The sequence below is a fragment of the Jatrophihabitans sp. YIM 134969 genome (genome assembly GCF_054456675.1).
This window is the reverse complement of record NZ_JBTJEQ010000049.1, coordinates 1-25,525: the sequence shown is the minus strand read 5'-3', so window position 1 is coordinate 25,525 and position 25,525 is coordinate 1. Positions and strand designations below refer to the sequence as shown.

Sequence of the window (25,525 nt, the reverse complement as noted above, 5' to 3'; positions counted from 1 at the left end):
CGGCTCAACCGGCGTCGGCGCAGCGGCGGTGGTCGCCGGTCAGCGACGACGTCAGCGTGTAGGTGCCGCCGCTGCCGGTGCGCAGCCGCACGACCGTGTCGGTGCCCGTGCCGGTGGGTTCGATGCACGCCGTGCCGTCGTCCGAGTCCAGCGTGAGCCAGCGGAACCACCGTGCGGACACGGTGATCGTGGTCTCGGCGGGCGCGGTGAAGGTGATGTCGGCGGCGTCGAGGCGCACCTTGCTCGCCGGCGCCGGGACGACCGGACGGGCACCCGCGACGGCGTACAGCGTCCAGTCGTCGTCGTGCCAGATCTCGCGGAGGTACGGCAGCCCCGCGCGCACGAGCGCCGCCTCGCGACTCCCGTAGAAGGTCAGCCGGGCGTCGGGGACGGCGACGTACTGGGTGGCCGTCTGCCGCAGGAACGCCCCGTAGGCCGCGGGGGTGGGACCGTTCTCGCCGTAGAAGGTGTGGTCCCAGAGTTCGATGTCGACCTGCCGCAGCCAGCCGCGGGCGAGCGGGTACTCGCGGGCGACGTAGGCCGCCTCCCAGTGACCGGTGACCTCCGGGATCTCGACCCGGCCGGTGAGCGGGCCGGTCGCCGCGATCTGGTCGGTCAGCGCGGTGAAGTAGCCCGGTCGGGTCACCGGGTCGCCGGCCGAGCCGATGGTGCCGAACACGACGGGTGTCTGGATCACCGCGGCGGCGACGATCGCGGTCGCCGTCTTCCACCAGACGAACTCGGCCGCGGCGGCGATCACCGGCACGGCGAACAGCAGCGCGAGGCGCGAGGCGTTCGCCCCGACCGGCGTGGTGAACACGTAGGCCGCGGCGACCATGACGACGCCGATGGCCGCGCCGGTCCAGAGGTAGCTGGCCCACCGCGGCACGAGCAGCGCGACGAGCACGGTGACCGCGGCGGCGCGCGCGGCGTCACCTCCGGCGTAGACGAAGGGCCCGCCGTCGGCGAAGACCACCGACACCGCGGCGACCCCGAGGGCGGCGCCGACGAACAGCCGGGCCGCATCGGCGATCCGTCCGTGCACGAGCACGGTGAGGGCGACCACCCCGACGAACAGGCCGGCGACCGGGTTGGCCGCGGCGGCGAGGAACGCGGCGACCCCGGTCCAGAGCCGCTGGCCGCCGTCGCGGTCGACGAGCGGGAGGACGGCCGCGAGCGCGAACGCCAGCCCGACCGCGAAGGCGATGCGTCCTTCCGTGAGGTTGGCGACCTGCGTGACGGCCGCGAACACCCCACCGATCACCGGGCGCTTGAGGCGGGCCTTCGCGAAGATCGCCGTGGTGAGCAGGGTCGACACCACGGCGGCGATGACGCCGAGCAGTTGCGGGCCGACGTGCGCGGCCAGCACCGGCACGTAGAGCGAGTAGCCGAACTGCAGCGAGCCGCCGAACCAGCGGAAGTCGACGGGCTTGAGCGGGTGGTCGCGGGCGAAGTCCGCGTGGGCGATCTGCGCCGAGAGGTCCTGGCCCATGAGCGGGGCCGCGAGGTAGAGCACGCCGAGGATCACGGCGACGGCACCGGTGACGACGAGGGGCTGGAGCAGCCCGTCCCGCCGGCGGGCCGGGCGGGTGGTGCGGCCGGTGCGCTTCGCCCCACCGGTGCTCGTCGCGGTGCCCTTCACGGTGGTGCTCCCCGACCGGGCGCTCTTCGACCGGGTGGCCTTCGCCGCGGCGCCGGTGGCGGAGCGACCGCCCCCTGCGCCTGCCATGGCCGCAGTCTCGCAGGTGTGACCGTTCTGTGCTGTGTGGGACTGGTGTGACGGATGGGACGTGCTGTCCACAGGACGGCGTGTCGTCCACAGGTCGCCGATCCCTCCGTCCGGGAGACGACGGCGTTCCTAACGTCGCCCGGGTGGGGTGGCGGGAGCGGTTCGGAGCCGACGACGAGCGCGCGCTGATCGCAGCGCGGGCGCGGGCGTTGCTGGACGCCGCGGGTCCCCGGCCGTCGCCGGGCGCCTCGTCGCCCGGCGACGACGCGGGGGAGGCGGTGGACGCCCCCGCGCCGACCCTCCCGTCACCTCACGGCGGGTGGGTCCCGAGCCCGGCCGCGCTCGCGGTCGACCTGCCGGTCGTCGTGCCGCGGGTCCCGATCGACCTCGACGCACCCGGAGCCGTGCCGGAACGCACGCGGCGGGCCTCGACGGGGGCGGGCACCGCCGACCGGTCGGTGGTGCCGTCCTGGCGCGACCGGGTCCGGTTCGACCCGGGCCGACGCGGCCTGGTCGCGGTCGCCGCCGTGGTGGTGGTCGTCGGGTCCGTCGCGGGCGGGGTGGTCTTCCGCGGCGGGCAGAGCTCGGCCGTCACCGTCGCGGCGGTGTCGGGCGTGCCACCCGCGGCCGATCCGGTCGCGTCCTCCTCGGGCGGTGGCGCGCGCAGCGGCGTGCCGGGTGCGGCGGGCTCGCCGTCCGCATCCCCGTCCGCGCCCGAGCCGGGCGCGTCGGCCGCGGCCACCGTGACCGTCGACGTCGCGGGCCTCGTGGTCCGGCCCGGTGTCTACGTCCTGCCCGCCGGCTCCCGGGTCGACGACGCGCTCGCCGCGGCCGGTGGCGCGAGACCCGGTGCCGACCTCACGACCCTCAACCGGGCGCGCGTGCTCGTCGACGGCGAACAACTGGCCGTCGGCGTGCCCGGCGCTCCCGCCGGGTCCGGTCCCGTGGGCGGCGCCTCGACCCAGTCCGGTCCGGCGTCCGGGGTGGCGCCCGGCGGACTGGTGGACCTCAACACCGCGGGCCTCGCCGATCTCGACACCCTCCCCGGCGTCGGTCCCGTCCTCGCCCAGGCGATCGTCGACTGGCGTACGGACCACGGCCGCTTCGCCTCCGTGGACGACCTGCAGCAGGTGACCGGCATCGGACCCTCCCGCTTCGCGGACCTGAAGGACCTGGTGACGGTGTGAGCCCGCGGAGCGCGGCCGCGCCGGTGGCCGCGCGTGACGGTCCGCCCGTCCCGCCGCTGGACCTCCGCCTCGCGATCGCCGCGGCCGCGGGGTGGCTGGGAGCGGTGCTGGTCGTGGCGCACGGCTCGGGCCTGGCCGCGCTCGTGGGCGGGTGCGGGGCCGTGCTGCTGGTCGTGGGCGCAGTCGCGGCCCGGCGCCGTGGCACGGGCGCAGCGGGGTCTGCGCGCCGTCCGACTCCGCCGGCTGTCTCCTCCCGCGCGACACGGGGCGTCCGGGTGGAGGTGCGGCACGTCCTGCGGGCGCTCGGGCTGGCGGGCGCCGGGCTCGCGGTCGTGCTGCTGCCGCTCGCGGCACGACTGGGCGCGGTCGAGCACTCCTCGTTCCGCGCCGTCACGGGCCCCGGAGCGCAGATCGACCTCACCGTCGGCGCGGTCCACAGGCTCGCCGCGGGCGGGGTCTCGCCCGGGCCACGGGTGCTCGTCGAGGCCACCGCCACGGCGGTGTCACGACGCGGCCGGACGGTCCCCGTGCGGGCTCAGGTCGTCGCGTTCGCGCCGGCCGGCGGCTGGGTCGGGCTGGTACCGGGCCAGCCGGTCCGGGTCGACGCGTCCGTGCGCCCGGCCGAGGGTGACCCGTGGCGTGCCGCGGTCCTGTCGGTCCGCGGGCCGCCGGAGCTCACCGGCCGCCCGCCCGCGCTCCAGCGGTGGGCGGCCCACGTCCGTGCCGGGCTGGTCGCGGCGTGCTCCGGCCTGCCGGACGGTCCGCGGGGGCTGCTGCCCGGACTCGTCGTCGGCGACACCTCGGGGCTCGACCCGGTGCTGGAGGCGCACTTCCGCGCGGCGGGGCTCACCCACCTGGTCGCGGTGTCGGGCACCAACTGCGCCGTCGTCGTCGCGGCCGGGGTGCTGCTGGTGCGGCGGTTGCGCGCCGGTCCGGTCCTCACCGCCGCGTGCGGCGTGGTGCTGCTGGTCGCGTTCGTCGTGGTCGCGGGGCCGTCGCCGAGCGTGGTGCGGGCCGCCGCGATGGCGGCGATCGCCCTCGGGGCGCTCGCGTCGGGGCGGTCGCGGTCGGTCGTGCCGGCGTTGTCCGCGGCCGTCCTGGTCGCCCTGGTGTGGCGCCCGGCCCTCGCCACCGACGCCGGGTTCGCCATGTCGGTGTTCGCGACCGCGGCGATCGTGCTGGCCGCGCCCACGCTGGCGGAGCGCTGGCGTCGAGCCCGTGTCCCGGTCGGTCTGGCCGAGGCCGTGGCGGTCGCCGTCGTGGCGCACCTGGTCACCGCGCCGGTCGCTGCCGCGATCTCCGGCCAGGTCAGCGTGGTCGCGATCCCGGCCAACATCGCCGCCGAACCGGTCGTGGCGGTCACCACCGTGCTGGGGTTCCTCGCCGCTGTCCTCGCGGCGATCGCCCCGGTGCTCGGCGCCGGGCCGGCGTGGCTCGCGGCGTGGCCGTGCCGGTGGCTCATCGCCGTCGCCGACCGGTTCGGCACGGCACCGGGCGCCACCGTCGGCTGGCTCGACGGCGGGGTCGGCGGCCTGGCGCTCGCGGCGGTCCTCGCCGTCGGGGCGGTGCTGTGGCGCTGGCGTCGCACGCGCCGCTGGGTGCTCGCGGCCGTCCTGGTCGCGGCGATCGTCCAGGTTCCGGTGCGTGCGGTCGTCACCTCGTGGCCACCGCCCGGGTGGTGGTTCGTCGCGTGCGACATCGGCCAGGGCGACGCCCTGGTGCTGCGCGCCGGCGAGGGTGCGGCCGTCGTGGTCGACACCGGTCCCGATCCGGTGCCGGTCGACACCTGCCTGCGTCGCCTCGGCGTCCACCACGTCCCGTTGCTGCTGCTCACCCACATGGACCTCGACCACGTCGGCGGGGTCGCGGGTGTGGTCCGCGGCCGCGACGTCGGCGTGGCGGTCACCAGCCCGCTGCCCGAACCGGCGGACCGCACCGCTGCACCGCGGGCGGCCCTGGCGCCCGAGGGGGTGGTCCTGCGGACCGCGCCGGTCGGCGCGGTCTGGCAGATCGGCGCGGTCCGCCTCGAGTTCCTCGCCCCGCGCGCCGACGAACTCGCGTCCGGCTGCGACCCCAACGACTGCTCGGTGGTCGCCCGTGCCACCGTCGGCGGGCACCGGGTGCTGCTCACGGCGGACGAGTCGGCCGACGCCCAGGACCGGCTGCTCGCCGCAGGCGTCGACCTGTCCGCCGACGTGCTCAAGGTGCCGCACCACGGCAGCCGCTTCACCGACCCGGCCTTCCTGGCAGCGGCGCACGCCCGCCTCGCGGTGGTCTCGGTGGGGGCCGAGAACCGCTACGGCCACCCGGCGCCCGCCACGATGGCGGCCCTCGGCCGGCTCGGCGTCCCCGTCGCCCGGACCGACCTCGACGGCGGGGTGGCCGTGGCGTCGGGTGCGGACGGCGCGCTCGCGGTGACCACCGAACGGCAGCGGGCGGCGGTCCCGGCGGCGACCGTCCGCCCCGTGGCGTCGTTGGCCGAGCTGTCGGACCCGTCTGTCACGATGGCCTCGTGCCACCAGCCCGCCGTCGGTCCGGATCCCGCGGCGGCGCGGGGATCGCGGGCACGCACAGCATCGACCAGGTCGCCGCGATGGACCCGGTGCCCCCGGTCGTCCTGCTGCTCGGTGACGAGGAGTTGCTGGTCTCGCGCGCCGCCCAGGCCCTGGTCGTCGCGGTGCGGGAGCAGGAGCCCGCGGTCGAGATCGTCGAGCGACCGGGTGGCGACGTCGAGCCGACCGAGATCTCCGAACTGCTGAGTCCGTCGCTGTTCGGCGAGCGGCGGGTCATCCGGGTGGTCGACGCGCAGGACGTCCGCGCCGAACCCTGGCGGGTGATGGCGCCGTTCGTCGCCGACCCCGATCCCACCATCACGCTGCTGCTGCAACACCCGGGGGGAGCCAAGGGCAAGGCGGTGCTCGAGGCCGTCACGGCGGCGAAGGCGCCGGTCGTCGCCTGCGTGGCGCCGTCGCGGCCGGAGGAGCGGGTGCAGTTCGTCCGGGCCGAGGTCCGGCGGGTCGGCGGCGAGATCACGCCCGACGCCGCGGCCGCGCTCATCGACGCCGTCGGCACCGACCTGCGGGAGCTCTCGGCCGTGGCGAGCCAGCTGTCGTCCGACACCGGCGGGCGGGTCGACGTCACGGCCGTCGCCGCCTTCCACCGGGGCAAGGCCGAGGTGAACGGGTTCGCCGTCGCCGATCTCGCCGTGGTCGGACGCGTGGGCGAGGCGGTCGAGCTCGTGCGGTGGGCTCTGTCGGTCGGGGCGCCCCCGGTGGTGCTCGCCGACGCGCTGGCCGACGGTGTCCGCTCGATCGCGAAGGTCCTCGACACGCCCCGCGGCAACGGCTACGAACTGGCCAGCCGGGTCGGGATGGCCCCGTGGAAGGTCGAACGGGCCCAACGTCAGGCGCGGGGGTGGAGTGACCCGCAGGTCGCCGACGCGTTACGGGTCGTCGCGGTGCTCAACGCCGACGTCAAGGGCGAGGCGGTCGACCCCGGCTACGCGATCGAGACCGCCGTGCGCCGGGTCGCCACGCTCGCCCGTTCCGGCCGCTGACCGGACTCGCCGGGTCCGCGCCGGCCAGGAGTCTCGTCTCCGGGTCGCACCTCACCGGGATGCAGAAAGGCCGGGGTCACCTGACGTGACTCCCGGCCTCCCGAGGCGGCGACCCCGTGGGGTGCCCGCCGGTCCGCGCTCTGCTGCGACGGCAGCGACGCGAGGACTCAGATCTTGTTGACGCGCGCCGCGAGCGCCGACTTGCGGTTCGCGGCCTGGTTCTTGTGGATCACACCGGCGCTGGCGGCCTTGTCGAGGGCGCGCGAGGCGACCTTGAGCTCGACCAGCGCGGCGTCCTTGTCGCCCGCGTCTGCGGCGGTGCGGAAGCGACGCACGGCCGTCTTCAGCGACGACTTGACGCTCTTGTTGCGCAGTCGCGCCTTCTCGTTGGTCTTGATGCGCTTGATCTGGGACTTGATGTTCGCCACGGAAGAGATGCCTCGTCGATCGCTGGTCGGTGTCGCGGGGCGGCCGCGACCTGTCGGTGGTGCTGGGTCTGCCTCGCCCGGTCCGGCGTCCCCACGGCGCACGCCGTCGTCCCACCGGTCGCGGGCAACCCTGCGAGGTTACCAGAGCAGCGGAGCCACGGCCCCGGTACGTCAGCTGGCGCGGACGGTGACGAGCTCGAACTTGGTGTAGAGGTAGGTCCGGACGCCGTCCTCGGCGCTCACGACGTCGACCACCGGGGTGTCGGCGCCCTCGTCGGAGGCGTAGAGCATCGCCGCGCCGTCGTCGGTGAAGTAGACGTTGGCGTCGACCGGCGCGATGTCGGTGAGCTCGACCAGGACGTACCGGCCGCCGAGGCTCGCGAGCAGGTCGCGGATGTCCTCCCGCTCGGCCGGGGTGTCGGCGGGTCGGATGTACACGCCGACCACGGACTGCCAGTCGTCGTCGCCGCCAGGGGAGGTGTTCACGAGGTCGCCCGGCGTGAGCGCCGCGGCCGGGATGCGGACCTCGGACACGGCTCGGGAGTCGATGTCGGCCATGGCACTCACTCTGCCAGGTCGGGCCCGGGCGCCCGACATGCCACCATGGGGGTCGTCCCCGCTGGCGTCGTCGCCGGCTCGGGGCACCACCCCGCACCCGTGAGGACGCTCGAGAGAAGGCCGTGACAGCTCCCAGCCCGCGCATCGCCCGCCCTGACGATGCTGTCCTCGACCCGGCACGGATCCGCAACTTCTGCATCATCGCCCACATCGACCACGGCAAGTCGACGTTGGCCGACCGCATGCTGCAGCTCACCGGCGTGGTCGACCCGCGGCAGATGCGGGCGCAGTACCTCGACCGCATGGACATCGAGCGCGAGCGCGGCATCACCATCAAGGCGCAGAACGTCCGGTTGCCCTGGGAGTACGAGGACACCCACTACACGCTGCACATGATCGACACCCCCGGCCACGTCGACTTCACCTACGAGGTCTCCCGGTCGCTGGCCGCCTGCGAAGGCGCGATCCTGCTGGTCGACGCCGCGCAAGGCATCGAGGCCCAGACGCTCGCGAACCTCTACCTGGCGCTCGGCAACGACCTCGCGATCATCCCGGTGCTCAACAAGATCGACCTGCCCGCGGCCGACCCAGACCGCTACGCCGCCGAACTCGCGCACATCATCGGCTGCGAGCCGGGTGACGTGCTGCGCATCAGCGCCAAGACCGGCGAGGGCGTCGACGCCGTGCTCGACCGCATCGTCCGCGACGTGCCCGCCCCCACCGGCGATTCCCACGCCCCGACCCGCGCGATGATCTTCGACTCCGAGTACGACGTCTACCGCGGTGTGGTCACGTACATCCGCGTCATCGACGGCCGCATCGAGCCGCGCGAGCGCATCAAGATGATGTCGACCGGCGCGACCCACGAACTGCTCGAGGTCGGCGTCATCTCACCCGAGCCCACGCCGACCGCCGGCCTGGGCATCGGCGAGGTCGGTTACCTCATCACCGGCGTGAAGGACGTGCGACAGTCCCGGGTCGGCGACACCGTCACCGGGGCCCAGCGGCCGGCCACGGAAGCGCTCGGCGGCTACCGCGACCCGAACCCGATGGTCTACTCGGGCCTGTATCCGCTCGACGGCTCCGAGTACCCGAACCTGCGCGAGGCGCTGGACAAACTCCAGCTCAACGATGCCGCGCTCGACTACGAACCCGAGACCTCCGCGGCGCTGGGGTTCGGCTTCCGGTGCGGCTTCCTCGGACTGTTGCACATGGAGATCACCCGCGACCGCCTCGAGCGGGAGTTCGGACTCGACCTCATCTCGACGGCCCCCAACGTCGTCTACCGGGTGGAGCTCGAGGGCGGGTCGGAGGTCGTGGTGACCAACCCCAGCGACTGGCCGACCAAGTACAAGATCGACGCGGTCTACGAGCCGGTCGTCAAGGCCATGATCATCGCCCCGAGCGAGTACATCGGCGCGATCATGGAGCTGTGCCAGAGCCGGCGCGGTCAGCTCGGCGGGATGGACTACCTGTCCGAGACCCGTGTCGAGCTGCGTTACACGATCCCACTCGGCGAGATCATCTTCGACTTCTTCGACCAGCTGAAGTCGCGCACGCGCGGCTACGCCAGCCTGGACTACGAGGAGGCGGGGGAGCAGGCCGCCGACCTGGTCAAGGTCGACATCCTGCTGCAGGGCGAGACCGTCGACGCCTTCAGCGCCATCGTGCACAAGGAGAAGGCCTACGCCTACGGCACGTCGATGACGACCAAGCTGCGCAAGCTCATCCCGCGCCAGCAGTTCGAGGTGCCGATCCAGGCCGCGATCGGCGCCCGGGTCATCGCGCGCGAGAACATCAGCGCGATCCGCAAGGACGTCCTCGCCAAGTGCTACGGCGGTGACATCACCCGCAAGCGCAAGCTGCTGGAGAAGCAGAAGGAGGGCAAGAAGCGGATGAAGATGGTCGGCCGCGTCGAGGTCCCCCAGGAGGCGTTCATCGCCGCGCTGTCCACGGGCGACGCCGCCGAACCCGCCAAGAAGTAGCGCGGACCCGCCGGATCGACGTGACCGGCTACGTCCTCACCTGGAACCCGGACCGCTCCCAGCTCGACGACGCCCGCTGGTCGGTCTGGCTCGAGACCCTGCGCGCCGGCGACCCGGTACGGGTCGCGTGGCGGATGGGCAGCACCCGGCACGGCGTGACCCGCGGCCAGCGCGTGTTCCTGCTGCGGCAGGGCTCCCGCGGTCGCGGCCTGGTCGCGCGTGGCGTCGTCGAGCACGACGGCGTCCACCCCGACGACCGCCCCGCTCCCGGTCGTCCGGCGTTCCACGTACGCGTCGTCTGGCAGGACGGCCTGAACGTCGCCGACGCGGTCGACCTCATCGCGCTCGAGCAGACGACCCGCGACTTCGACTGGCGCCACGTCTACGCCTCCGGCCACCGCCTCACCGACCGCGACGTCGACGCCCTCGACCGCCTCTGGCGCGAGCTCACCGCCCTGTCCTGACTTCCCACGCACCAGAAGTCCGTCTTCCTGTCGCTCCAGACCCTCGGGAACGACCGGAAGACGGACTTCCGTGCCTCAAGAGGGGGAGATCAGGGCTCGAGCACGATCTTCCCGACCTGACCGCCCGCCTCCATGAGCTCCAACGCCTCTCGCGCGTTCGCCAGCGGCAGGGTGCGGTCGATGACCGGGCGCACGCCGGTGGTCTCGAGGAACCGGATCAGGTCGTGCAGTTCGGCCCGGGTGCCCATCGTGGAGCCGACGACCTCCAACTGCAGGAAGAACACCCGGTTGAGTTCGGCACTGGGGTCGAAGCCCGTCGTCGCACCCGAGATGACGATCCGGCCACCCGGGCGCAGCGACTTCACGCTGTGCGACCAGGTCGCCTTGCCGACGGTCTCCATGACGAGGTCGACCCGGTCGGGCAACCGGGCGCCGGTGGCGAAGACCTCGTGCGCGCCGAGGCTCCTGCCGGTCTCCTGCTTCTCCGGTGTCCGCGCCGTGGCCCACACCCGCAGGCCGGCCGCGCGGGCGAGGGTGATCGCAGCCGAGGCGACACCGCCGGTCGCGCCCTGCACCAGCACGGTCTGACCCGGCCGCGCGCCCCCGCGGACGAACAGCATCCGGTAGGCGGTCAGCCACGCGGTCGGCAGGCAGGCCGCTTCGGCGTAGGACAGCCCGGCGGGCTTGGGGATGATGTTGCTCTTCGGCACCGCGACCTGCTCGGCCAGCGTGCCCTGGTACCGCTCGGACAGCAGCGAGCGCTTCGGGTCCATCGTCTCGTCGCCGACCCAGCCGGGGGAGGAGATGACGCTGTGGACGACGACCTCGTCGCCGGTCGCAAGGTCGATGCCCGCGGCGTCGCAGCCGAGGATCATCGGCAGCTTGTCCTCGGTGATCCCGACGCCGCGCAGCGTGAACAGGTCGTGGTGGTTCAGGGTCGTCGCCTTCACCTGCACCGTGGTCCAGCCCTCGGGCACGGACGGCTCGGGCCGTTCCCCGACCTCGAGACCTGCCAGCGGGTTGTCGGGGTGGAACGACGTGCAGAACGCGGCCTTCATCAGACGGTCATCTCCTCGGGAACGGACGCGAGCGCGGCCTGGATGGCGGCGACCAGGTCACGGGCGGACGCGGCGGACAACTCGACCGCCACACGGGCTGACGGTCCGCGGTCGGGCGCGCGGAAGTCGATGTTGAGTGTGTGCTCGTGCTGGGCGTGCACCGGGTGGTCGAAGTAGACCGTTGCTTCCTGCACCGGTATCCAGGACGGCACGCCCTTGGCGCTGCCGTCGAGCGTGACGTGTTCGGTCGCGTAGGTGCACATGGCAACGGTCCTCTGTTCGTCCGGCGGATCAGGAGGCGAGGTGACGGCCGAAGAACGTCTCGACGCGTTCCCACCCGTCGTTGGCCGCGGCGACCCGGTACGAGGGTCGGTCGACGGCGAAGAAGGCGTGGCCGGCGTCGTCGTAGACCACCGGGGTGAAGTCCTTGCCGTGCTGTTGCAGCAGGGCGGTCAGCTTCTCGACGTCGGCCACCGACGGCGTCTTGTCCTCCCGGCCGAACAGGCCGAGCAACGGGCAGGAGAGGTCGGACAGCTTGTCCTCGATGCCGGTCATCGTCTTCACGGGGAAGGACTCCGGCGGCACGCCCACGACGAACGCGCCGTAGCAGTCGACGGCGGCGTCGAGGTCGAGCGAGCACGCGGCCAGCACCGACTGGCGCCCGCCCGAGCAGTAGCCGATCGTGCCGACCTTGGCGGCCCCCATCGACTTCAGCAGATCGACCGCGGCGCCGACATCGGCCACCAAGCGGTCGTCGGGGACACCGCCCGCGGCCCGCGAGGCCGCGGCGGCGTCGTCGGGGTCGGCGCCGGGCGCGTCGCGGTAGTGGAGATTGGGGCACAGTGCAACGAACCCGAGGGTGGCGAAGCGACGGGTGATCTCCTTCGACGCCCGGTCGTAGCCCGGCATGTGGTGGATGACCACCACCCCGCCCCGCCACGGGGTGTCGGGGGTGGCGAGGTAACCCTCGATGCCGTCGCCGTCGCGGCTGTCGAAGGTGATCGTCTCGGCCACGATGCGATCGGTCATGCCGTGCCTCCCTGGTGCGTCCACGCGGCGGGGCGCTTGCCCCGCATCGCCGCGATGCCTTCCTGCGCCTCGTCCGAGGCGAAGGTCCGCGCCGACCGGTCGGCGAGTTCGGCGTACCGCGCGGCGAGTGTCTCGGCGTCGAGCGAGCCGCGCAGCAGCTGCTTGGTCGCGGCGATCGCGTCGGGGCCGCCCAGCGCGATGTCGTCGACGAGGGCGGCGACGGCGCCCGGCACGTCGTCGGCCAGCACGTCGACCAGGCCGTCACGGTGGGCTCGGACGCCGTCGAACACGCTGCCGGTGAGGAACCACTGCCGGGCCGCGCCGTGCGGGACCCGCGCCAGGAACGGGATCGAGATGACGTAGGGCACCACGCCGAGTCGCACCTCGCTGGTCGCGAAGTCCGACGTCGGCGACGCCACCGTCAGGTCGCACACCGCGAACAGGCCGACGCCGCCGGCGCGCGTCTTGCCGTCGGCCGCGGCGATCACCGGTTTCGGGCAGGCCCAGATGCGTTGCAACATGGCGGGGAACCGCGCGACCGGCTGGTCACCGGGCGCCGCACCGGTCGCGGCCCGCAGGTCGGCTCCGGAACTGAAGACCGGTCCGGCGTGGGTCAGCACGACGACGCGTACCTCGGCATCGGCGACCGCAGCGTCGAACGCGTCACCGAGTGCGGTCAACCCGTCGGTGCCCAGGGCGTTGCGGGTCTCCTGCCGGTCGAGCGTGATCGTCGCTCGCGCCCCGTCGACCTCGTACCGGACTCCGTTGTCGGTCACCCTCCAAGGTCTAGTGGACAGGAGGGTCGCCACGACACCCGGGTGCGGCGCACGCCACGTCAGATCGCGCGAGGCACACTGGACGACGTGCCATCCGCCCTGCCCGACGGCGTGCCCGCACCGCCCGACGGCGGGTTGCCGCACGCCGCGCTCACCGAGGCCCGCGACCGCCCGTTCGGCGTCTACGTCCACGTCCCGTTCTGCGCGACCCGCTGCGGCTACTGCGACTTCACCACCTACACCGCCGAGGAACTCGGCCCGGCCGAGAACCGCGTCAGCCGCTACGGCTACGCCGACACCGTGCTGTCCGAACTGCGCCTGGCCCGTGACGTGCTCGGCCGTTTCGTGCCGCCCGCGAGCAGCATCTTCTTCGGTGGCGGCACCCCGACCCTGCTCCCCGCGGACCACCTCGGGGTCGTCGTCAGCGAGATCGTCGACCTGTTCGGCGTCACCCCCGACGTCGAGATCACGTCGGAGGCCAACCCCGAGTCCGTCACCCCGGCGTACCTGACGCGGCTGCGCGAACTCGGCATCAACCGGCTCTCGGTCGGCATGCAGTCGGCGATCCCGCACGTGCTCGCCACCCTCGACCGTCGTCACCGCCCGGGCCGTCCCGAGGAGGTGGTCGCCGAGGCGCGCGCCGCCGGCTTCGAGCACGTCAACCTCGACCTCATCTACGGCACGCCCGACGAGACCGAGTCCGACTGGCAGGCGAGCCTCGACGCCGCGATCGCGAGCGGGGCCGACCACGTCAGTGCGTACGCCCTGGTCGTCGAACCCGGCACGGCGCTGGCGCGCAAGGTCGCCCGCGGTGAGATCGCCGCCCCCGACGACGACGTCCTCGCCGACCGCTACGTCCAGGCCGACGAGACGCTGCGCCGCGCGGGTTTCGACTGGTACGAGGTCTCGAACTGGGCCCGGACCCCTGACGCCCGCTGCCGTCACAACCAGCTCTACTGGGCCGACGGCACCTGGTGGGGTGCCGGCCCCGGCGCGCACAGCCACGTCGGGACCGTGCGGTGGTGGAACGTCCGTCACCCCGCGGTCTACACCGAACGCCTCGAGGGTGGCCGGTCACCGGCGGCCGCACGCGAGATCCTCGACGACGACGCCCGCCGCACCGAGCAGGTCATGCTCGGCGTCCGGCTGTCCGACGGGTTCGACCTGCGGGCGTTGCCGTTGGCCGCGCGGGTCAAGGCGGCGCAGATGGTCGAGTGGGGCCTGGTCGAGGTCGAGGGTTTCCGCGACGACCGGGTGGTGCTCACCCAGCGCGGCCGCTTGCTCGCCGACGCCGTGGTGCGCGACCTGCTGACCGCCTGACGGACCTCAGCGCCCGGAGGTCGGCCGCAGTTCGTCGAGGTCGAGCACCCGCACGTGCAGGGTGGTGCGCTGCTGCAGGGCCGCGCGCAGCGCGCGGTGCACGCCGTCCTCGAGGTAGATCGAGCCGCGCCACGCCACGGCGTGCGGGAACAGGTCGCCGTAGAAGGTGGAGTCCTCGTCGAGCAGCTTGTCGAGCTCCAGCACCCGCTTGGTGGTGACGAGCTCGTCGAGCCGCACCGCGCGGGGGGCGACCGTCGCCCAGTCGCGCGCGGAGAGCTGGTGGTCCGGGTACGGACGGCCTTCACGGACGGCCTTGAAGATCACCCGGTCCCACCTCCCTCGACGACACGACTTCCTGGTCAGGCTAGTTGACGGCCGTAGGATCGAGGCAGGGCGGACAGCGAGCGGAGGGGCGACGTGCGGACCACCAGCGGTGAACGACGACTCGAGGTGCTGCGTGCCATCGTCGAGGACTTCATCGCCACCAACGAGCCCGTCGGCAGCAAGGCGTTGGTCGACCGGCACCGGCTCGGGGTGTCCAGCGCGACCATCCGCAACGACATGGCCGCGCTCGAGGAGGAGGGGCTGATCGTCGCCCCGCACACCAGCGCCGGCCGCGTGCCCACCGACCTCGGCTACCGCGTGTTCGTCGACCGCCTCGCCGACCTCAAGCCGATGAGCAGCGCCGAACGGCGGGCCATCGCCGCGTTCCTCGAGGACGCCACCGACCTCGACGACGTCGTCCACCGCGCCGTCCGCACCCTCGCGCAACTCACACGGTCGGTCGCGGTCATGCAGTACCCGACGCTGTCGAGTTCCCGGGTGCGGCACGTGGAACTGGTCTCGCTGGGTTCCGACCGGGTGATGCTCGTTCTCATCACCGACACCGGGCGCGTCGAGCAGCGCATCGTCGACGTGCCCCAGGACCTCAGCGACCAGGCCGTCGCCGACCTGCGGACCACGCTCAACGCCGCCCTGCGCGACCGGCTGCTCGTCGAGGCGCCCGAGGTCGTGACCTCACTGCCCGCGGCCGTCGACCCCGACCTGCGCGACACCGTCACGGTGCTGACCGGCGTGCTCCTCGACGCCCTGGTCGAACGCCGCAGCGACCGCGTCGTGCTCGCCGGCACCGCCAACCTGTCCGACTACACCCTGGACTTCCCGGCCATCCGGCCGGTTCTCGAGGCCCTCGAGGAGCAGATGGTCATGCTCAAGCTGCTCGAGAGCGCGCTCACCGCGGGCAGCGTGGTGGTCAGCATCGGCGGGGAGAACCGGCACGAGGGCCTGTCGACCGCGTCGGTCATCGCCACCGGGTACGGCGGCAGTCCCGGTGGCGCGGCCTACGGCGCCGTCGGGGTCCTCGGTCCCCGCCGCATGGACTACGGCTCGACGATGGGCCGGGTGGCGGCGGTCGCGCGGTACGTCGGTCAGATCATCGCCGAGAACTGAGTTCCACCCGATCGGGCCGCGACCGTCGAAACTGTCACCGGTTCGTGTTTGACTGCGCTCCCACGCCGTGAAGGGAGCCGCGTCCATGCCGGTTCGAGCCGTCCGTGTCCGTGCCGTCCTGCTCGTGGCCGCGTCGGTCGCGTCGCTGGCCGCTGTGGTGTCCGCCGCGGCCCCCGCCGTCGCCGATCCCGCACCCGGCGCGCCCGGCACCGTCGTCTCGGTCGATCCCGCCCGCGTGCTCGACACCCGCAGTGGCAACGGCGCACCGAAGTCGCCCATCGCGGCCCGCGGGTCGGTCACGGTCCAGATCGCCGGTCGCGGCGGCCTCCCGCCCGCCGCCCAGGTGGCGGCGGTGTTCCTCACGGTGACGGTCACCCAGCCCCGGGCGTCGGGGTACCTGTCGGTCCGCCCCACCGGCGGCGGCTCCACCGGGACCTCGACCCTGAACTTCTCCGCCGGCCAGACCCTCGCCAACTCCACGTTCGTCGCCCTCGGTGCGGGCGGGCAGGTGACGGTCGAGAACGTCGCGGCGGGCAGCAGCCAGGTGATCCTCGACGTCACCGGGTTCACCTGGGCGGGTCCGGCCACCGAGCCCGGGGCGGTCGTCGCGGTGCGTCCGGCGCGGATCGTCGACACCCGCTCGGGCACCGGCACCACCGCCGCACCGGTCGGTCCCCGGTCCAGCATCACGGTCGGCACGGTCGGGCGCGGCGGGCTGCCGCTCGCGGGCATCGGCGCCGTGCTCGTCAACCTCACCGCCACCAACACCAGGGGCTCGGGCAACCTGGCCCTGGCCGCGAGCACGCCCCCCGCCCTGTACTCGAGCCTGAACTGGACCCGCACGGGGCAGACGGTCGCGAGCCAGGTGCAGGTCCCCGTCGACCACGACGGTCGGTTCGTGATCGCCAACCGCGGGTCGGCCGCGGTCGCGGTCGTCGCCGACGTGCAGGGTTACGTGCTGGCCGGTGGCCCGAACGTCGCCGCCACCCTCGCCAGCGTGAGTCCGCAACGCATCGCCGACACCCGTGGGGCGTCCGGCGGTGGGCCGGTCGACCGCACCGGGCGGGCCGTCAGCATCGACGACCTGGCCGACCTGCCGCCGTACGACCTCGACACCGGCTACCCGATCCAGGCCGTCGTCGTCACGGTCACCGTCACCCGCACCACCTCGTCCGGCTACCTGACGGTGTGGGCGGGCGGGTCGGACCGGCCGCTGGCCTCGACCTCGAACTGGGCCGGGCCCGGCCAGACGGTCGCGAACCTCGCCGTGGTCCCGCTCGAGGACGTCACCCACCGGTCGTTCACCGTCGCGGTGACCGGGGGACGGGCCGACGTCGTCGTCGACCTCTCCGGGTACGTCCTGCTCGACCCGGCCGGCGCGCCACCGCGCGAGCCGACCTCCGCCACCGGCTTCCAGCAGGACGGCGCCCACGACGGCCACTCCGAGACCTCGCTGCCCTCGTCAGCGAGCCAGCGGTGGGACGTCGACTTCGCCGCCGCGGGTGGCTGGGACCCGGCGACCACCGTGGTCGGCCGGCCGTTGGTCACGGTCTCGGGGACCTACGCACCGGTCCAGCACGAGGAGGAGGGCGTCGCGTCACACGTCTTCGACCTGTTCCACGTCGACAACGCCTCCGGAACGGTGGACGGACCGGTCCCGATCGGCAGCGGGCTCGCGGCGGTCGACCTCGTCTACGCGGCTGACCGGATCATCACGGTGGACAGCAACGGCCGGGTCGCAGCGTCCTCGCTGACGGGCGAGGAGCCGTGGGAGCAACAGCTGTCGTTCTCGCAACCGGTCGTGGGGACGGCTGCCGTCGGCGACCGGCTGTTCGTCGCGTCCAACGCGAACCTCTGGGCGCTCGACGCCACCAGCGGCGAGATCGCCTGGCATGTCACGCTGCCGGCGGCCGGCACCGATCCGGTCGTCGCGGCCGACTCCACCGGTGTCTACGTCGCGGGTGGCGGCGGGCAGACGGCAACGGCCTACAGCCTCTCCGGCACGCTGCGGTGGACCGCCGGGCCGACCGTCGAGGACGGCGCGGCCACGCCGGCGTTGCACCACGGCCGGCTGTGGACCCGCGGTGACACCGCGGACGCCGGCACCGTCCTCGACGCCGCGACCGGAACAGCCCCCCGCGCCTTCACCGGCTCCCGGCCGGTGGCCTTCGTCCAGGACCTCGCCCTGACCCTCACCGCCGGCGTGCTCACCGCCGTCGGTGAGAGCGACGGCGCCACGGTGTGGACCCAGGGCACCGGAGACCTCGTCGGCACGCCGCTCACCACCCCCGACACCGTCTACGTCCCGGCCGCCGACGGCACCGTCCGCGGTTACGCCGTCGGCACCGGCCGGGCGGTGTGGAGCGGGGCCCTGCCGCAGACCCCGTCGTCGTCCCGGAGTTGGGACTCCGGCATGTCGATCGGCGACGACGTCCTGGTCGTGCCGAACGGGACCCACCTGACCGCGTTCGGCGCGCCGGTGGCGTGACGGCGAGGGTGTTCGCCGCGGGGTGAGGCGCGGTCCGGCGTCGGTCCGCACCGGTACAGTCGGGTCCTGGCACTCACCACCGGTGACTGCCAGCCCGACCCACCCCGGACGCCACTGCGAGGACCTTCTCCGTGCCCGAACCCCGTGACTACTACGCCGTGCTGGGCGTCGCGCGTGACGCCACCGGCGAGGAGATCAAGCGGGCGTACCGCAAGCTCGCCCGCGAACTGCACCCCGACGTCAACCCCGACCCGACCGCGCAGGAACGCTTCAAGGCGGCCACGGCGGCGTACGAAGTGCTCTCCGACCCCGAGAAGCGGCGCATCGTCGACCTCGGCGGTGACCCGCTGTCCCAGGGCGGTGGCGGCGGAGCCGCCGGCAACCCGTTCGGCGCGGGCGGGTTCAGCAGCTTCGGCGACGTGTTCGAGGCGTTCTTCGGTGGCGCGCAGGCGCGGGGGCCCCGCAGCCGCGTCCGGCCGGGTGCCGACGCGCTGCTGCGTCTCGACCTGACCCTGCACGAGACGGCCTTCGGTGTCCGCCGCGAGATCGCGGTCGACACGGCCGTCACCTGCGAGACCTGCCACGGTGACGGCTGCGCCCCCGGGACCTCCCCGAAGACGTGCGAGGTCTGCGGCGGCGCGGGTGAGATCCAGTCGGTGCAGCGCAGCTTCCTCGGCCAGGTCGTCACCGCCCGTCCGTGCACCGCGTGCGGTGGCACCGGTTCGCAGATCCCGGTTCCCTGCCCGACCTGCGGCGGCGAGGGTCGCGTGCGCGCCCGGCGCGAGATCGCGGTCGACGTCCCCGAGGGCATCGAGGACGGCATGCGTATCCGGCTCACCGGCCAGGGCGAGGTCGGCCCCGGCGGCGGCCCCGCGGGCGACCTCTTCATCGAGATCCGGGAACTGCCCGACGAGGTGTTCACCCGGGACGGCTCGGACCTGCACCTGCAGCTCACCGTCCCGATGACGGCCGCGGCGCTCGGCACCACCGTCCCGCTCACCACGCTGGACGGCGAGGAGAAGATCGACATCCGACCCGGTTCGCAGGCGGGCAACACCGTCACGCTGCGGGGCAAGGGCGTGCCGCGGCTGCGCTCGACGGTCCGTGGCGACCTGCACGTCCACCTCGACGTCCGCACCCCCACCCGCCTCGACGAGCAGCAGGAGGCCCTGCTGCGCCAGCTGGCCGACCTCCGGCACGAGGACGTGGCGGTGGGCAGCAGCCGCGGTGGACTGTTCTCGAAGGTCCGCGACGCCTGGAGTGGTCGCTGACCCCGCCGCTGTTCCACCGGGCGTCGCTGGACGACGCGCAGCCGGGCGCCGAGATCGTGCTGACCGGCGACGAAGGCCGGCACGCGGGCCGGGTCAAGCGGGTGCAGCCGGGGGAGACCCTGCTCGTGGCCGACGGCCGCGGCACCGTGTGCACCTGCCAGGTCACCGCGGTCGACCGCGACGACGTCCACCTGCTCGTGCGCGCGCGCACCGAGACCCCCGCGCCCGCGCCGAGCGTCACGGTGGTGCAGGCCCTGCCCAAGACCGACCGGGGTGAGTTCGCCGTCGAACTGCTGACCGAGGTCGGCGTCGACGTCGTCGTGCCGTGGGAGTCCGACCGGGCTGTCACCCGGTGGCGGGGCGACAAGGCCGAGCGCGGCCGGGCCAAGTGGGAACGCACCGCGAGCGAGGCCGCGAAGCAGAGCCGCCGGCCGTGGACGCCGCAGGTCGCCCCGCTGGTCACCACGACCGGGGCGGTCGAGCGGATCGCCGGGGCCGCGACGGCCCTGGTGCTGCACTCCGACGACCTCGACGCGGGGACGCCGCTCGCCGACGTCCCGCTGACCGACAGCGGGGAGATCGTGCTCGTCGTCGGGCCCGAGGGCGGGATCAGCCCGGCCGAGGTCGAGCGGTTCACCGCGGCGGGCGGCGAGTTGGTGCGGTTGGGTCCGGAGGTCCTGCGGACCTCGACCGCCGGGGCTGCGGCCCTCGCCGCGATCGCCGTGCGCCTGGGCCGGTGGCGGTGACCCCGTCCGGCCGCCCGGGTCGGACGGAATCACCGGAAAGCGGGCGCCGTTGGACCCGGTGCTCGGTAGCATCGAACCCGAGACCACTCCTCGACCCGGAAGGCAGCGTGCACAGGCGCTGATGGCGTCACCCATGCAACCGTCACCGCAGAACCCGTCACCGGCGCCGCGTGCCGACACCGCGCGCGTGACCACCAGCTTCCCGGTCGATCCGTCCGTCCCGATGGTCGCTCTCCTCGGGTCACGTGACGAGGTGCTCACCGCCATCGAGCAGGCCGTCGCGAGCGACGTCCACGTACGCGGCAACGAGATCACCGTGACCGGCGCCGCCGCCGACAACGCCACCGCCGTCCGACTCGTCGAGGAGCTCATCGTGCTCGTGCGCAAGGGCCAGCCGGTGTCCCCGGACACCGTGCGGCAGACCCTCGCCATGCTCACGGCCGACACCACCTCGCGCCCGGCCGACGTCCTGACGATGAACATCCTGTCGCGTCGCGGCAAGAGCATCCGGCCGAAGACGCTGAACCAGAAGGCCTACGTCGACGCCATCGACCAGCACACCGTGACGTTCGGCATCGGCCCCGCCGGTACCGGCAAGACCTACCTCGCGGTGGCCAAGGCCGTGCAGGCGTTGCAGGCCAAGCAGGTCAACCGCATCATCCTGACCCGGCCGGCGGTCGAGGCGGGGGAGCGGTTGGGCTTCCTGCCCGGCACGCTCAACGACAAGATCGACCCGTACCTGCGCCCGCTCATGGACGCCCTGCACGACATGCTCGACCCCGACTCCGTGCCGCGGCTCATGCAGGCCGGCACGATCGAGGTCGCGCCGCTCGCGTACATGCGCGGCCGGTCGCTGAACAGCGCGTTCATCATCCTCGACGAGGCGCAGAACACCACGCCCGAGCAGATGAAGATGTTCCTGACCCGGCTGGGTTTCGACTCCAAGATGGTCGTCACCGGCGACGTCTCGCAGGTCGACCTGCCCAACGGCACGCAGAGCGGTCTGCGGGTCGTGCGCGAGATCCTCGAGGACGTCGACGACATCCACTTCAGCGTGCTCGGCAAGGCCGACGTCGTGCGGCACCGGCTGGTCGGCGAGATCGTGGACGCGTACGAGCGTCACGACGACGCCCACGCCCGCCGGCACGACTGATCCCGGGAGCACGCAGTGGGCATCGAGATCAACAACGAGTCGGGCGCCGAGGTCGACGAACCCGCGCTGGCGCAGCTGTCGCGGTTCGTCCTCGACGAGATGGGCGTGAACCCGCAGGCCGAGCTGTCGATCGTCCTGCTCGACCCCGACGCCATGGCGGCGTTGCACGAGCAGTGGATGGACCTGCCCGGCCCGACGGACGTCATGGCCTTCCCCATGGACGTCGACAACGCCCCGCCGCTCGCGGAACCGCCCGGCCCGGCCGGGATGGGCGCCGACCACGACCCCGAGCCCGACTCCATGCTCGGTGACGTCGTGCTGTGCCCGGTGGTCGCGGGTCAGCAGGCGGTCGAGGCCGGCCACAGCACGGCGTCCGAGCTGACCCTGCTCACGACCCACGGCATCCTGCACCTGCTGGGCTACGACCACGGTGACCCCACCGAGGAGCGGGAGATGTTCGACCTGCAGGCCTCGCTGGTGAACGCCTGGGTCAGCAAGACCGGGCGTGAGCCGGTCCGCACGCCGCTGCCGGGCACCGGCGGGCAGAAGCGTGCCTGACCCCCTCCCGGGACCTTCACCGGCGGGCCGCCGGTGACCTCCGCCGACGTCGTCGCCCTCGTCGCCGCCGTGCTGCTGGTCCCGATCGGTGGCACCCTCGCGGCGGTCGACGCCGCCCTGTCGTGGGTGTCGGTCGCCCGGGTCGAGGACATGCGCCGTGACGACCGCCCCGGCGCCCGTTCGCTCGCCGTCGTCCTGGGTGACCGCGCGCGCTACACCAACCTGCTCCTGCTGCTGCGGCTCATCTGCGAGCTGACCTCGACCGTGCTGGTGACCATCGTCGTGCGCCGTGAGCTCGGCGGTGACTGGTGGATCGCCACCCTCACCGTCGCCGTCATGGTGTTCACCAGCTACGTCCTGGTCGGGGTCGGCCCCCGCACCCTCGGTCGTCAGCACCCCTACGCCGTGGCGTTGCGGAGTGCAACGGTCGTACGGATCCTCGGTTCGGTCCTCAACCCGTTGGCCTCGCTGCTGGTGCTGATCGGCAACGCCGTCACCCCCGGTCGCGGTTTCCGCGACGGCCCGTTCAGCTCCGAGATCGAGCTGCGCGAACTGGTCGACCTCGCCGAGGCGAGCGGGGTCGTCGAGGAGGCCGAGCGGGAGATGATCCAGTCGGTCTTCGGCCTCGGCGACACGATCGCCCGCGAGGTCATGGTCCCGCGCCCGGAGATGGTGTGGATCGAGAGCGACAAGCGGGTGCCGCAGGCGCTGGCCCTGGCCCTGCGCAGCGGTTTCTCCCGCATCCCGGTGGTCGGCGAGAGCATCGACGAGGTCGTCGGCGTCGTCTACCTCAAGGACCTGGCCCGGCTCGCGCAGGACCAGGACCGCGCGGCCGACGTCTCGGTGGCCGACGTCATGCGCTCACCGTCGTTCGTGCCGGAGACCAAGGACATCGACCAGCTGTTGCGGGAGATGCAGGCGAGCCGCACCCACCTGTCGATCGTCATCGACGAGTACGGCGGCACCGCGGGCCTGATCACGATCGAGGACATCGTCGAGGAGATCGTCGGGGAGATCACCGACGAGTACGACGTCGAGATCCCGCCGGTCACGATGCTGCCCGACGGTTCGGCCCGGGTGGTCGCGAGGCTGTCGGTCGACGACCTGCAGGAGCTGTTCGACGTGGAGTGGCCGGAACGCGACGACGACGTCGAGACCGTCGGCGGTCTGCTCGCCGAGGCGCTCGGCCGCGTGCCGATCCCCGGGGCCGAGGCCACCGTGCACGGTCTGCACCTGGTCGCGGAGTCCGGGGCCGGTCGCCGCAACCGCGTCGGGACCGTGCTGGTGAGCCGCGTCCGGGAGCCCGCCGACGACGACGACCAGGGCTCCCGCCAGGATGGACACGACGACCGGGGGCGCGCCGAACGATCGCAACGATCCGAGCGCGCCGACCGACAGGAGCACGACCGGATGGAGGCGACGCGACGTGGGTGACGTGTCCGACGAGGACCGCAAGCTGGTGACGCTCGCCCGGTCCGCCCGCGCGCGGGCCGAGACCGACCAGGGCGCCGCCGTCCGTGACCAGGACGGTCGCACCTACGCCGCCCCGGCGATCACGCTGAGCTCGCTGCGGTTGTCGGCCCTGCAGGTCGCGGTGGTCATGGCGGCGGCGTCCGGCGCCACCCAGCTCGAGGCCGCCGCGCTGGTCGGCGACGTGATGGCGGGAGCCGACCCGATGGCCGTCGACGCCGACGGCGTGCTCGCTGTCCGTGACCTCTCGCCCAGCACCGCCGTCTTCCTCGCCACCCCCGACGGCGAGGTCGTCGGGCGCGGCTACACCGAGGACTGACCGCGGGTCACGTCCGGACGGCGGCCAGGTAGGTCGGGACCACCTGACCGTCGCCGATGAGCCGGCCGATGAGCTCGGACTGGTGTTCGGCGGTCCGCCACCGCTCGTCGTCGGCGTGCCGGCGCCCCAGCTCGTCCTCCACGGCGCCCGCCCGCCGGTCGAACTCCTCGGACTCCCAGCTCAGGTCGCTCGCGGTCGTCTCGGCCCCGACGTCCAGCCCGGCGTCCCGCAGCAGCGTGTGCAGGCGCTCCCGGGTGGGGAAGGCGTTGCCCTCCGGCTGGAACGGCAGCGGGTCCGTGGCGGCGACGAACACCAGCAGCCCGAGCCGTCCGCCGGGCGCCAGGACGCGGGCCATCTCCGCCAGGGCGGTCGCCTGCTGGTCGCGGGGGATCGTGCACAGCACCCCCAGCGACCACGCCGCCGGGGACGCGCCGTCCCGCCACGGCAGGGCGGTGGCCGAACACTGGACCACCGGCAGGTCGAAGAGTCGCACCGCCGCGCGGCACGCCCCGGCCGCCGGCTCGCTGAGCACCGGCCGCACCTCGAGAGCCTCGGCGACGAACGCACCCGGGCCGCCGACGCCCGCCCCGACGTCGAGCAGGCTCTCGCCCCGACGCAGGTCGAGGTGTTCGGCCAGCCACAGCAGCCCGGCCGGGCTGCCGCTGCCCCGGCAGCCCGCGGGGATGCGGTACTCGGGGCCGAGGTCGAGCGCGACGTCCGCGGTCCACTCCGCGACCACGTCGAACTCGTCGGCCATCGCGTCGTCGGTCATGCCGCTGCCACCGCCTGCCTGATCCGTCGTCCGGTCTCCACCATGACCTCGACCCCCGCCCGCCAGTCCGTGCCGGCGCCGAGGCCCGAGAGGTTCAGTCCGGCGACACCCTCGATCGCCAGCAACGCCGTGGCCTCGGCGACCGCCGCGGTGATCCCGGCCTCGACCGGGTCGGGCGCGCGCATCACCGCCTCGATCTGGGCCGGGTCGAGCTCCAGCCCGGGGAGCGCCGCGAGCACCGCCGCCGAGCGCGAGTCCGTGAACACCGCGACCGCGGCGAGCACCGGGACGGTCAGGCCCCGCGACCGCGCCGCGTCGACGAACCCCGCCACGGCGGCAGGTGTGCCGGCGTGGTTGAGGACGGCCACCCCGGCCCCGGCCCGTTGCTTGCCGACGAGCCGGCCCGGACGCACCTGCACCGGCGGCGAGACAGGACTCTCGGCCACCGCGGCCGGCACGCCGACCTCCGCCGCGAGCGCGGTGAGCCGGACGCTGTCGAGGTCGAACACCTGGGTGACGTCGGGGGAGACGTCGTACGCGCGGCCGTCGCCGGTGACACACAGGACGGCGCCGACCTCCTCGCGGGCGAGGCCATGCAGCTCCTGGCGCAGCACGAACCGGTTCCGGTCCCGGCACGCGAGCGTCACCCACGGCGTCACCCCGGCCTCCCGCGCCAGCCGGGCCAACTGGGTCGGCGGGAACTCGGGCCGGTCCTGGTGGTCGCCCGCGAGCACGGCGTCGGCGACCTCACCCAGCGCGGCCGCGGCGGCGCGCTGGTCGTCCGCGCTCCCGCCGGGGACGCCCCAGTCGGCGAGCAGGAACGGCCGCGGCAGCTCGACCGCCGGCGGACGCGGATGGGCCGCGGGCGGCACCGGTGCGTCCGGGAAGACGCACGGGTGGGGCGCCATCTCGCACCCGCCGTCGGCGCGGACCCCGCCGCACGGGCCGTAGACCATCCGCTTGGGGCAGTCCGCTCGCTCCTCCACACCGGACCTCTACCCAGGTGCCGACCGGTTGGCGTCGAATGGTGCAGCATGCAACGTTCTATCCGTCATGAGGTGGGTCGCCTGCGCGGCTCGCAGATTGCACCGTTCCCGCGGTTGTCCTGCGTCAGGACATCGCTGACACCGGATCTGTCGGGACATCGGTGACACCTCGAGCGTGGTCGTGCACGGTGGTGCATGGCCCAGAAGGTGGCTCCGATGGACG

Annotated in this window: 24 protein-coding genes; 14 read left to right on the top strand and 10 right to left on the bottom strand. The window is 73.6% G+C overall.

Features of this window, described 5'->3' with window-relative positions:
- Positions 1-4: 4 nt before the first annotated feature.
- Positions 5-1,729, bottom strand: a complete 1,725-nt coding sequence (locus ACXR2U_RS19945; RefSeq protein ID WP_458826831.1) for a hypothetical protein — start codon at positions 1,727-1,729, stop codon at positions 5-7.
- Positions 1,730-1,872: 143 nt separating this feature from the next.
- Between ACXR2U_RS19945 and ACXR2U_RS19940 the strand changes: the two genes are divergently transcribed.
- Genes ACXR2U_RS19940 through holA form a run of 3 tightly spaced genes read left to right on the top strand, consistent with a single transcriptional unit; the run spans position 1,873 to position 6,472 of the window.
- Entirely contained in the window at positions 1,873-2,916 is a 1,044-nt protein-coding gene (locus tag ACXR2U_RS19940) for a ComEA family DNA-binding protein (protein WP_458826830.1), read from the top strand.
- Complete coding sequence (locus tag ACXR2U_RS19935) at positions 2,913-5,675, top strand: ComEC/Rec2 family competence protein (RefSeq protein ID WP_458826829.1); 2,763 nt, start codon at positions 2,913-2,915, stop codon at positions 5,673-5,675. Before ACXR2U_RS19940 ends, ACXR2U_RS19935 begins: the two co-directional genes overlap by 4 nt.
- Positions 5,558-6,472, top strand: coding sequence for a DNA polymerase III subunit delta (gene holA / locus ACXR2U_RS19930; RefSeq protein ID WP_458826842.1), 915 nt, complete (start codon positions 5,558-5,560; stop codon positions 6,470-6,472). The genes ACXR2U_RS19935 and holA overlap by 118 nt, the downstream gene beginning before the upstream one ends.
- 167 nt (positions 6,473-6,639) lie before the next feature.
- On the opposite strand, the gene rpsT is transcribed toward holA, so the two are convergent.
- Both rpsT and ACXR2U_RS19920 read right to left on the bottom strand, forming a co-directional pair.
- On the bottom strand, positions 6,640-6,900 hold the full coding sequence (gene rpsT, locus ACXR2U_RS19925) for a 30S ribosomal protein S20 (protein ID WP_458826828.1): 261 nt from the start codon (positions 6,898-6,900) through the stop codon (positions 6,640-6,642).
- 171 nt (positions 6,901-7,071) lie between these two features.
- Positions 7,072-7,458, bottom strand: a complete 387-nt coding sequence (locus ACXR2U_RS19920) for a hypothetical protein (protein ID WP_458826827.1) — start codon at positions 7,456-7,458, stop codon at positions 7,072-7,074.
- 122 nt (positions 7,459-7,580) lie between these two features.
- Between ACXR2U_RS19920 and lepA the strand changes: the two genes are divergently transcribed.
- Both lepA and ACXR2U_RS19910 read left to right on the top strand, forming a co-directional pair.
- Positions 7,581-9,443 carry a translation elongation factor 4 gene (lepA, locus tag ACXR2U_RS19915; RefSeq protein ID WP_458826826.1) on the top strand — a complete coding sequence of 621 codons (1,863 nt, stop codon included), beginning with the start codon at positions 7,581-7,583 and terminating at the stop codon, positions 9,441-9,443.
- Between the two features lie 20 nt (positions 9,444-9,463).
- Positions 9,464-9,907 (top strand): hypothetical protein, encoded by a 444-nt coding sequence (locus tag ACXR2U_RS19910; protein ID WP_458826825.1) that lies wholly within the window; start codon positions 9,464-9,466, stop codon positions 9,905-9,907.
- An 89-nt stretch (positions 9,908-9,996) separates the two neighbouring features.
- Here ACXR2U_RS19910 and ACXR2U_RS19905 read toward each other — a convergent pair whose 3' ends face one another.
- From ACXR2U_RS19905 to ACXR2U_RS19890, 4 genes are read right to left on the bottom strand one after another with little or no spacing between them, the layout of a single operon-like run.
- Positions 9,997-10,965, bottom strand: coding sequence for a zinc-binding dehydrogenase (locus ACXR2U_RS19905; RefSeq protein ID WP_458826824.1), 969 nt, complete (start codon positions 10,963-10,965; stop codon positions 9,997-9,999).
- Positions 10,965-11,228 carry a DUF6295 family protein gene (locus ACXR2U_RS19900; protein ID WP_458826823.1) on the bottom strand — a complete coding sequence of 88 codons (264 nt, stop codon included), beginning with the start codon at positions 11,226-11,228 and terminating at the stop codon, positions 10,965-10,967. The genes ACXR2U_RS19905 and ACXR2U_RS19900 overlap by 1 nt, the downstream gene beginning before the upstream one ends.
- Positions 11,229-11,256: 28 nt before the next feature.
- Positions 11,257-11,994, bottom strand: a complete 738-nt coding sequence (locus tag ACXR2U_RS19895; RefSeq protein ID WP_458826822.1) for a dienelactone hydrolase family protein — start codon at positions 11,992-11,994, stop codon at positions 11,257-11,259.
- Positions 11,991-12,770, bottom strand: a complete 780-nt coding sequence (locus tag ACXR2U_RS19890) for an enoyl-CoA hydratase-related protein (RefSeq protein WP_458826821.1) — start codon at positions 12,768-12,770, stop codon at positions 11,991-11,993. The genes ACXR2U_RS19895 and ACXR2U_RS19890 overlap by 4 nt, the downstream gene beginning before the upstream one ends.
- 87 nt (positions 12,771-12,857) lie before the next feature.
- On the opposite strand from ACXR2U_RS19890, the gene hemW reads away from it, so the two are divergent.
- The gene (hemW, locus tag ACXR2U_RS19885; protein ID WP_458826820.1) at positions 12,858-14,090 is read left to right on the top strand and encodes a radical SAM family heme chaperone HemW; all 1,233 of its coding nucleotides are present in this window, start codon (positions 12,858-12,860) and stop codon (positions 14,088-14,090) included.
- Between the two features lie 6 nt (positions 14,091-14,096).
- Here hemW and ACXR2U_RS19880 read toward each other — a convergent pair whose 3' ends face one another.
- Positions 14,097-14,414, bottom strand: a complete 318-nt coding sequence (locus ACXR2U_RS19880) for a type II toxin-antitoxin system VapB family antitoxin (RefSeq protein ID WP_458826819.1) — start codon at positions 14,412-14,414, stop codon at positions 14,097-14,099.
- Between the two features lie 93 nt (positions 14,415-14,507).
- Here ACXR2U_RS19880 and hrcA point away from each other — a divergent pair, with 93 nt between their 5' ends.
- From hrcA to ACXR2U_RS19840, 8 genes are all read left to right on the top strand, one after another.
- The gene (hrcA, locus tag ACXR2U_RS19875) at positions 14,508-15,539 is read left to right on the top strand and encodes a heat-inducible transcriptional repressor HrcA (RefSeq protein ID WP_458826818.1); all 1,032 of its coding nucleotides are present in this window, start codon (positions 14,508-14,510) and stop codon (positions 15,537-15,539) included.
- 85 nt (positions 15,540-15,624) lie between these two features.
- A complete protein-coding gene (locus ACXR2U_RS19870) occupies positions 15,625-18,027 on the top strand; it encodes an outer membrane protein assembly factor BamB family protein (protein WP_458826817.1) in 2,403 nt (800 codons plus the stop codon).
- 131 nt (positions 18,028-18,158) lie between these two features.
- On the top strand, positions 18,159-19,298 hold the full coding sequence (gene dnaJ / locus ACXR2U_RS19865; RefSeq protein ID WP_458826816.1) for a molecular chaperone DnaJ: 1,140 nt from the start codon (positions 18,159-18,161) through the stop codon (positions 19,296-19,298).
- Positions 19,295-20,044, top strand: a complete 750-nt coding sequence (locus tag ACXR2U_RS19860) for a 16S rRNA (uracil(1498)-N(3))-methyltransferase (RefSeq protein WP_458826841.1) — start codon at positions 19,295-19,297, stop codon at positions 20,042-20,044. The genes dnaJ and ACXR2U_RS19860 overlap by 4 nt, the downstream gene beginning before the upstream one ends.
- 133 nt (positions 20,045-20,177) lie before the next feature.
- On the top strand, positions 20,178-21,197 hold the full coding sequence (locus tag ACXR2U_RS19855; RefSeq protein ID WP_458826840.1) for a PhoH family protein: 1,020 nt from the start codon (positions 20,178-20,180) through the stop codon (positions 21,195-21,197).
- A 15-nt stretch (positions 21,198-21,212) separates the two neighbouring features.
- Positions 21,213-21,755: an rRNA maturation RNase YbeY gene (ybeY, locus tag ACXR2U_RS19850; RefSeq protein ID WP_458826815.1), complete on the top strand. Its 543-nt coding sequence runs from the start codon at positions 21,213-21,215 to the stop codon at positions 21,753-21,755.
- 33 nt (positions 21,756-21,788) lie between these two features.
- The gene (locus ACXR2U_RS19845; RefSeq protein ID WP_458826814.1) at positions 21,789-23,189 is read left to right on the top strand and encodes a hemolysin family protein; all 1,401 of its coding nucleotides are present in this window, start codon (positions 21,789-21,791) and stop codon (positions 23,187-23,189) included.
- On the top strand, positions 23,182-23,544 hold the full coding sequence (locus ACXR2U_RS19840; RefSeq protein WP_458826813.1) for a cytidine deaminase: 363 nt from the start codon (positions 23,182-23,184) through the stop codon (positions 23,542-23,544). Before ACXR2U_RS19845 ends, ACXR2U_RS19840 begins: the two co-directional genes overlap by 8 nt.
- A 7-nt stretch (positions 23,545-23,551) precedes the next feature.
- Here the strand turns inward: ACXR2U_RS19840 and ACXR2U_RS19835 are convergent, their stop codons facing one another.
- On the bottom strand, positions 23,552-24,316 hold the full coding sequence (locus ACXR2U_RS19835; RefSeq protein ID WP_458826812.1) for a methyltransferase domain-containing protein: 765 nt from the start codon (positions 24,314-24,316) through the stop codon (positions 23,552-23,554).
- Positions 24,313-25,302, bottom strand: a complete 990-nt coding sequence (locus ACXR2U_RS19830) for a methylenetetrahydrofolate reductase (protein ID WP_458826811.1) — start codon at positions 25,300-25,302, stop codon at positions 24,313-24,315. The genes ACXR2U_RS19835 and ACXR2U_RS19830 overlap by 4 nt, the downstream gene beginning before the upstream one ends.
- Between the last annotated feature and the right edge of the window lie 223 nt (positions 25,303-25,525).

What these genes read in the sequence shown, in the direction of transcription:
- ACXR2U_RS19945 (WP_458826831.1), bottom strand. Translation starts at nt 1,729, where the DNA reads ATGGCAGGCGCAGGGGGCGGTCGCTCCGCCACCGGCGCCGCGGCGAAG.
- ACXR2U_RS19920 (WP_458826827.1), bottom strand. Translation starts at nt 7,458, where the DNA reads ATGGCCGACATCGACTCCCGAGCCGTGTCCGAGGTCCGCATCCCGGCC.
- ACXR2U_RS19905 (WP_458826824.1), bottom strand. Translation starts at nt 10,965, where the DNA reads ATGAAGGCCGCGTTCTGCACGTCGTTCCACCCCGACAACCCGCTGGCA.
- ACXR2U_RS19900 (WP_458826823.1), bottom strand. Translation starts at nt 11,228, where the DNA reads ATGTGCACCTACGCGACCGAACACGTCACGCTCGACGGCAGCGCCAAG.
- ACXR2U_RS19895 (WP_458826822.1), bottom strand. Translation starts at nt 11,994, where the DNA reads ATGACCGATCGCATCGTGGCCGAGACGATCACCTTCGACAGCCGCGAC.
- ACXR2U_RS19870 (WP_458826817.1), top strand. Translation starts at nt 15,625, where the DNA reads ATGCCGGTTCGAGCCGTCCGTGTCCGTGCCGTCCTGCTCGTGGCCGCG.
- ACXR2U_RS19855 (WP_458826840.1), top strand. Translation starts at nt 20,178, where the DNA reads ATGCAACCGTCACCGCAGAACCCGTCACCGGCGCCGCGTGCCGACACC.
- ACXR2U_RS19835 (WP_458826812.1), bottom strand. Translation starts at nt 24,316, where the DNA reads ATGACCGACGACGCGATGGCCGACGAGTTCGACGTGGTCGCGGAGTGG.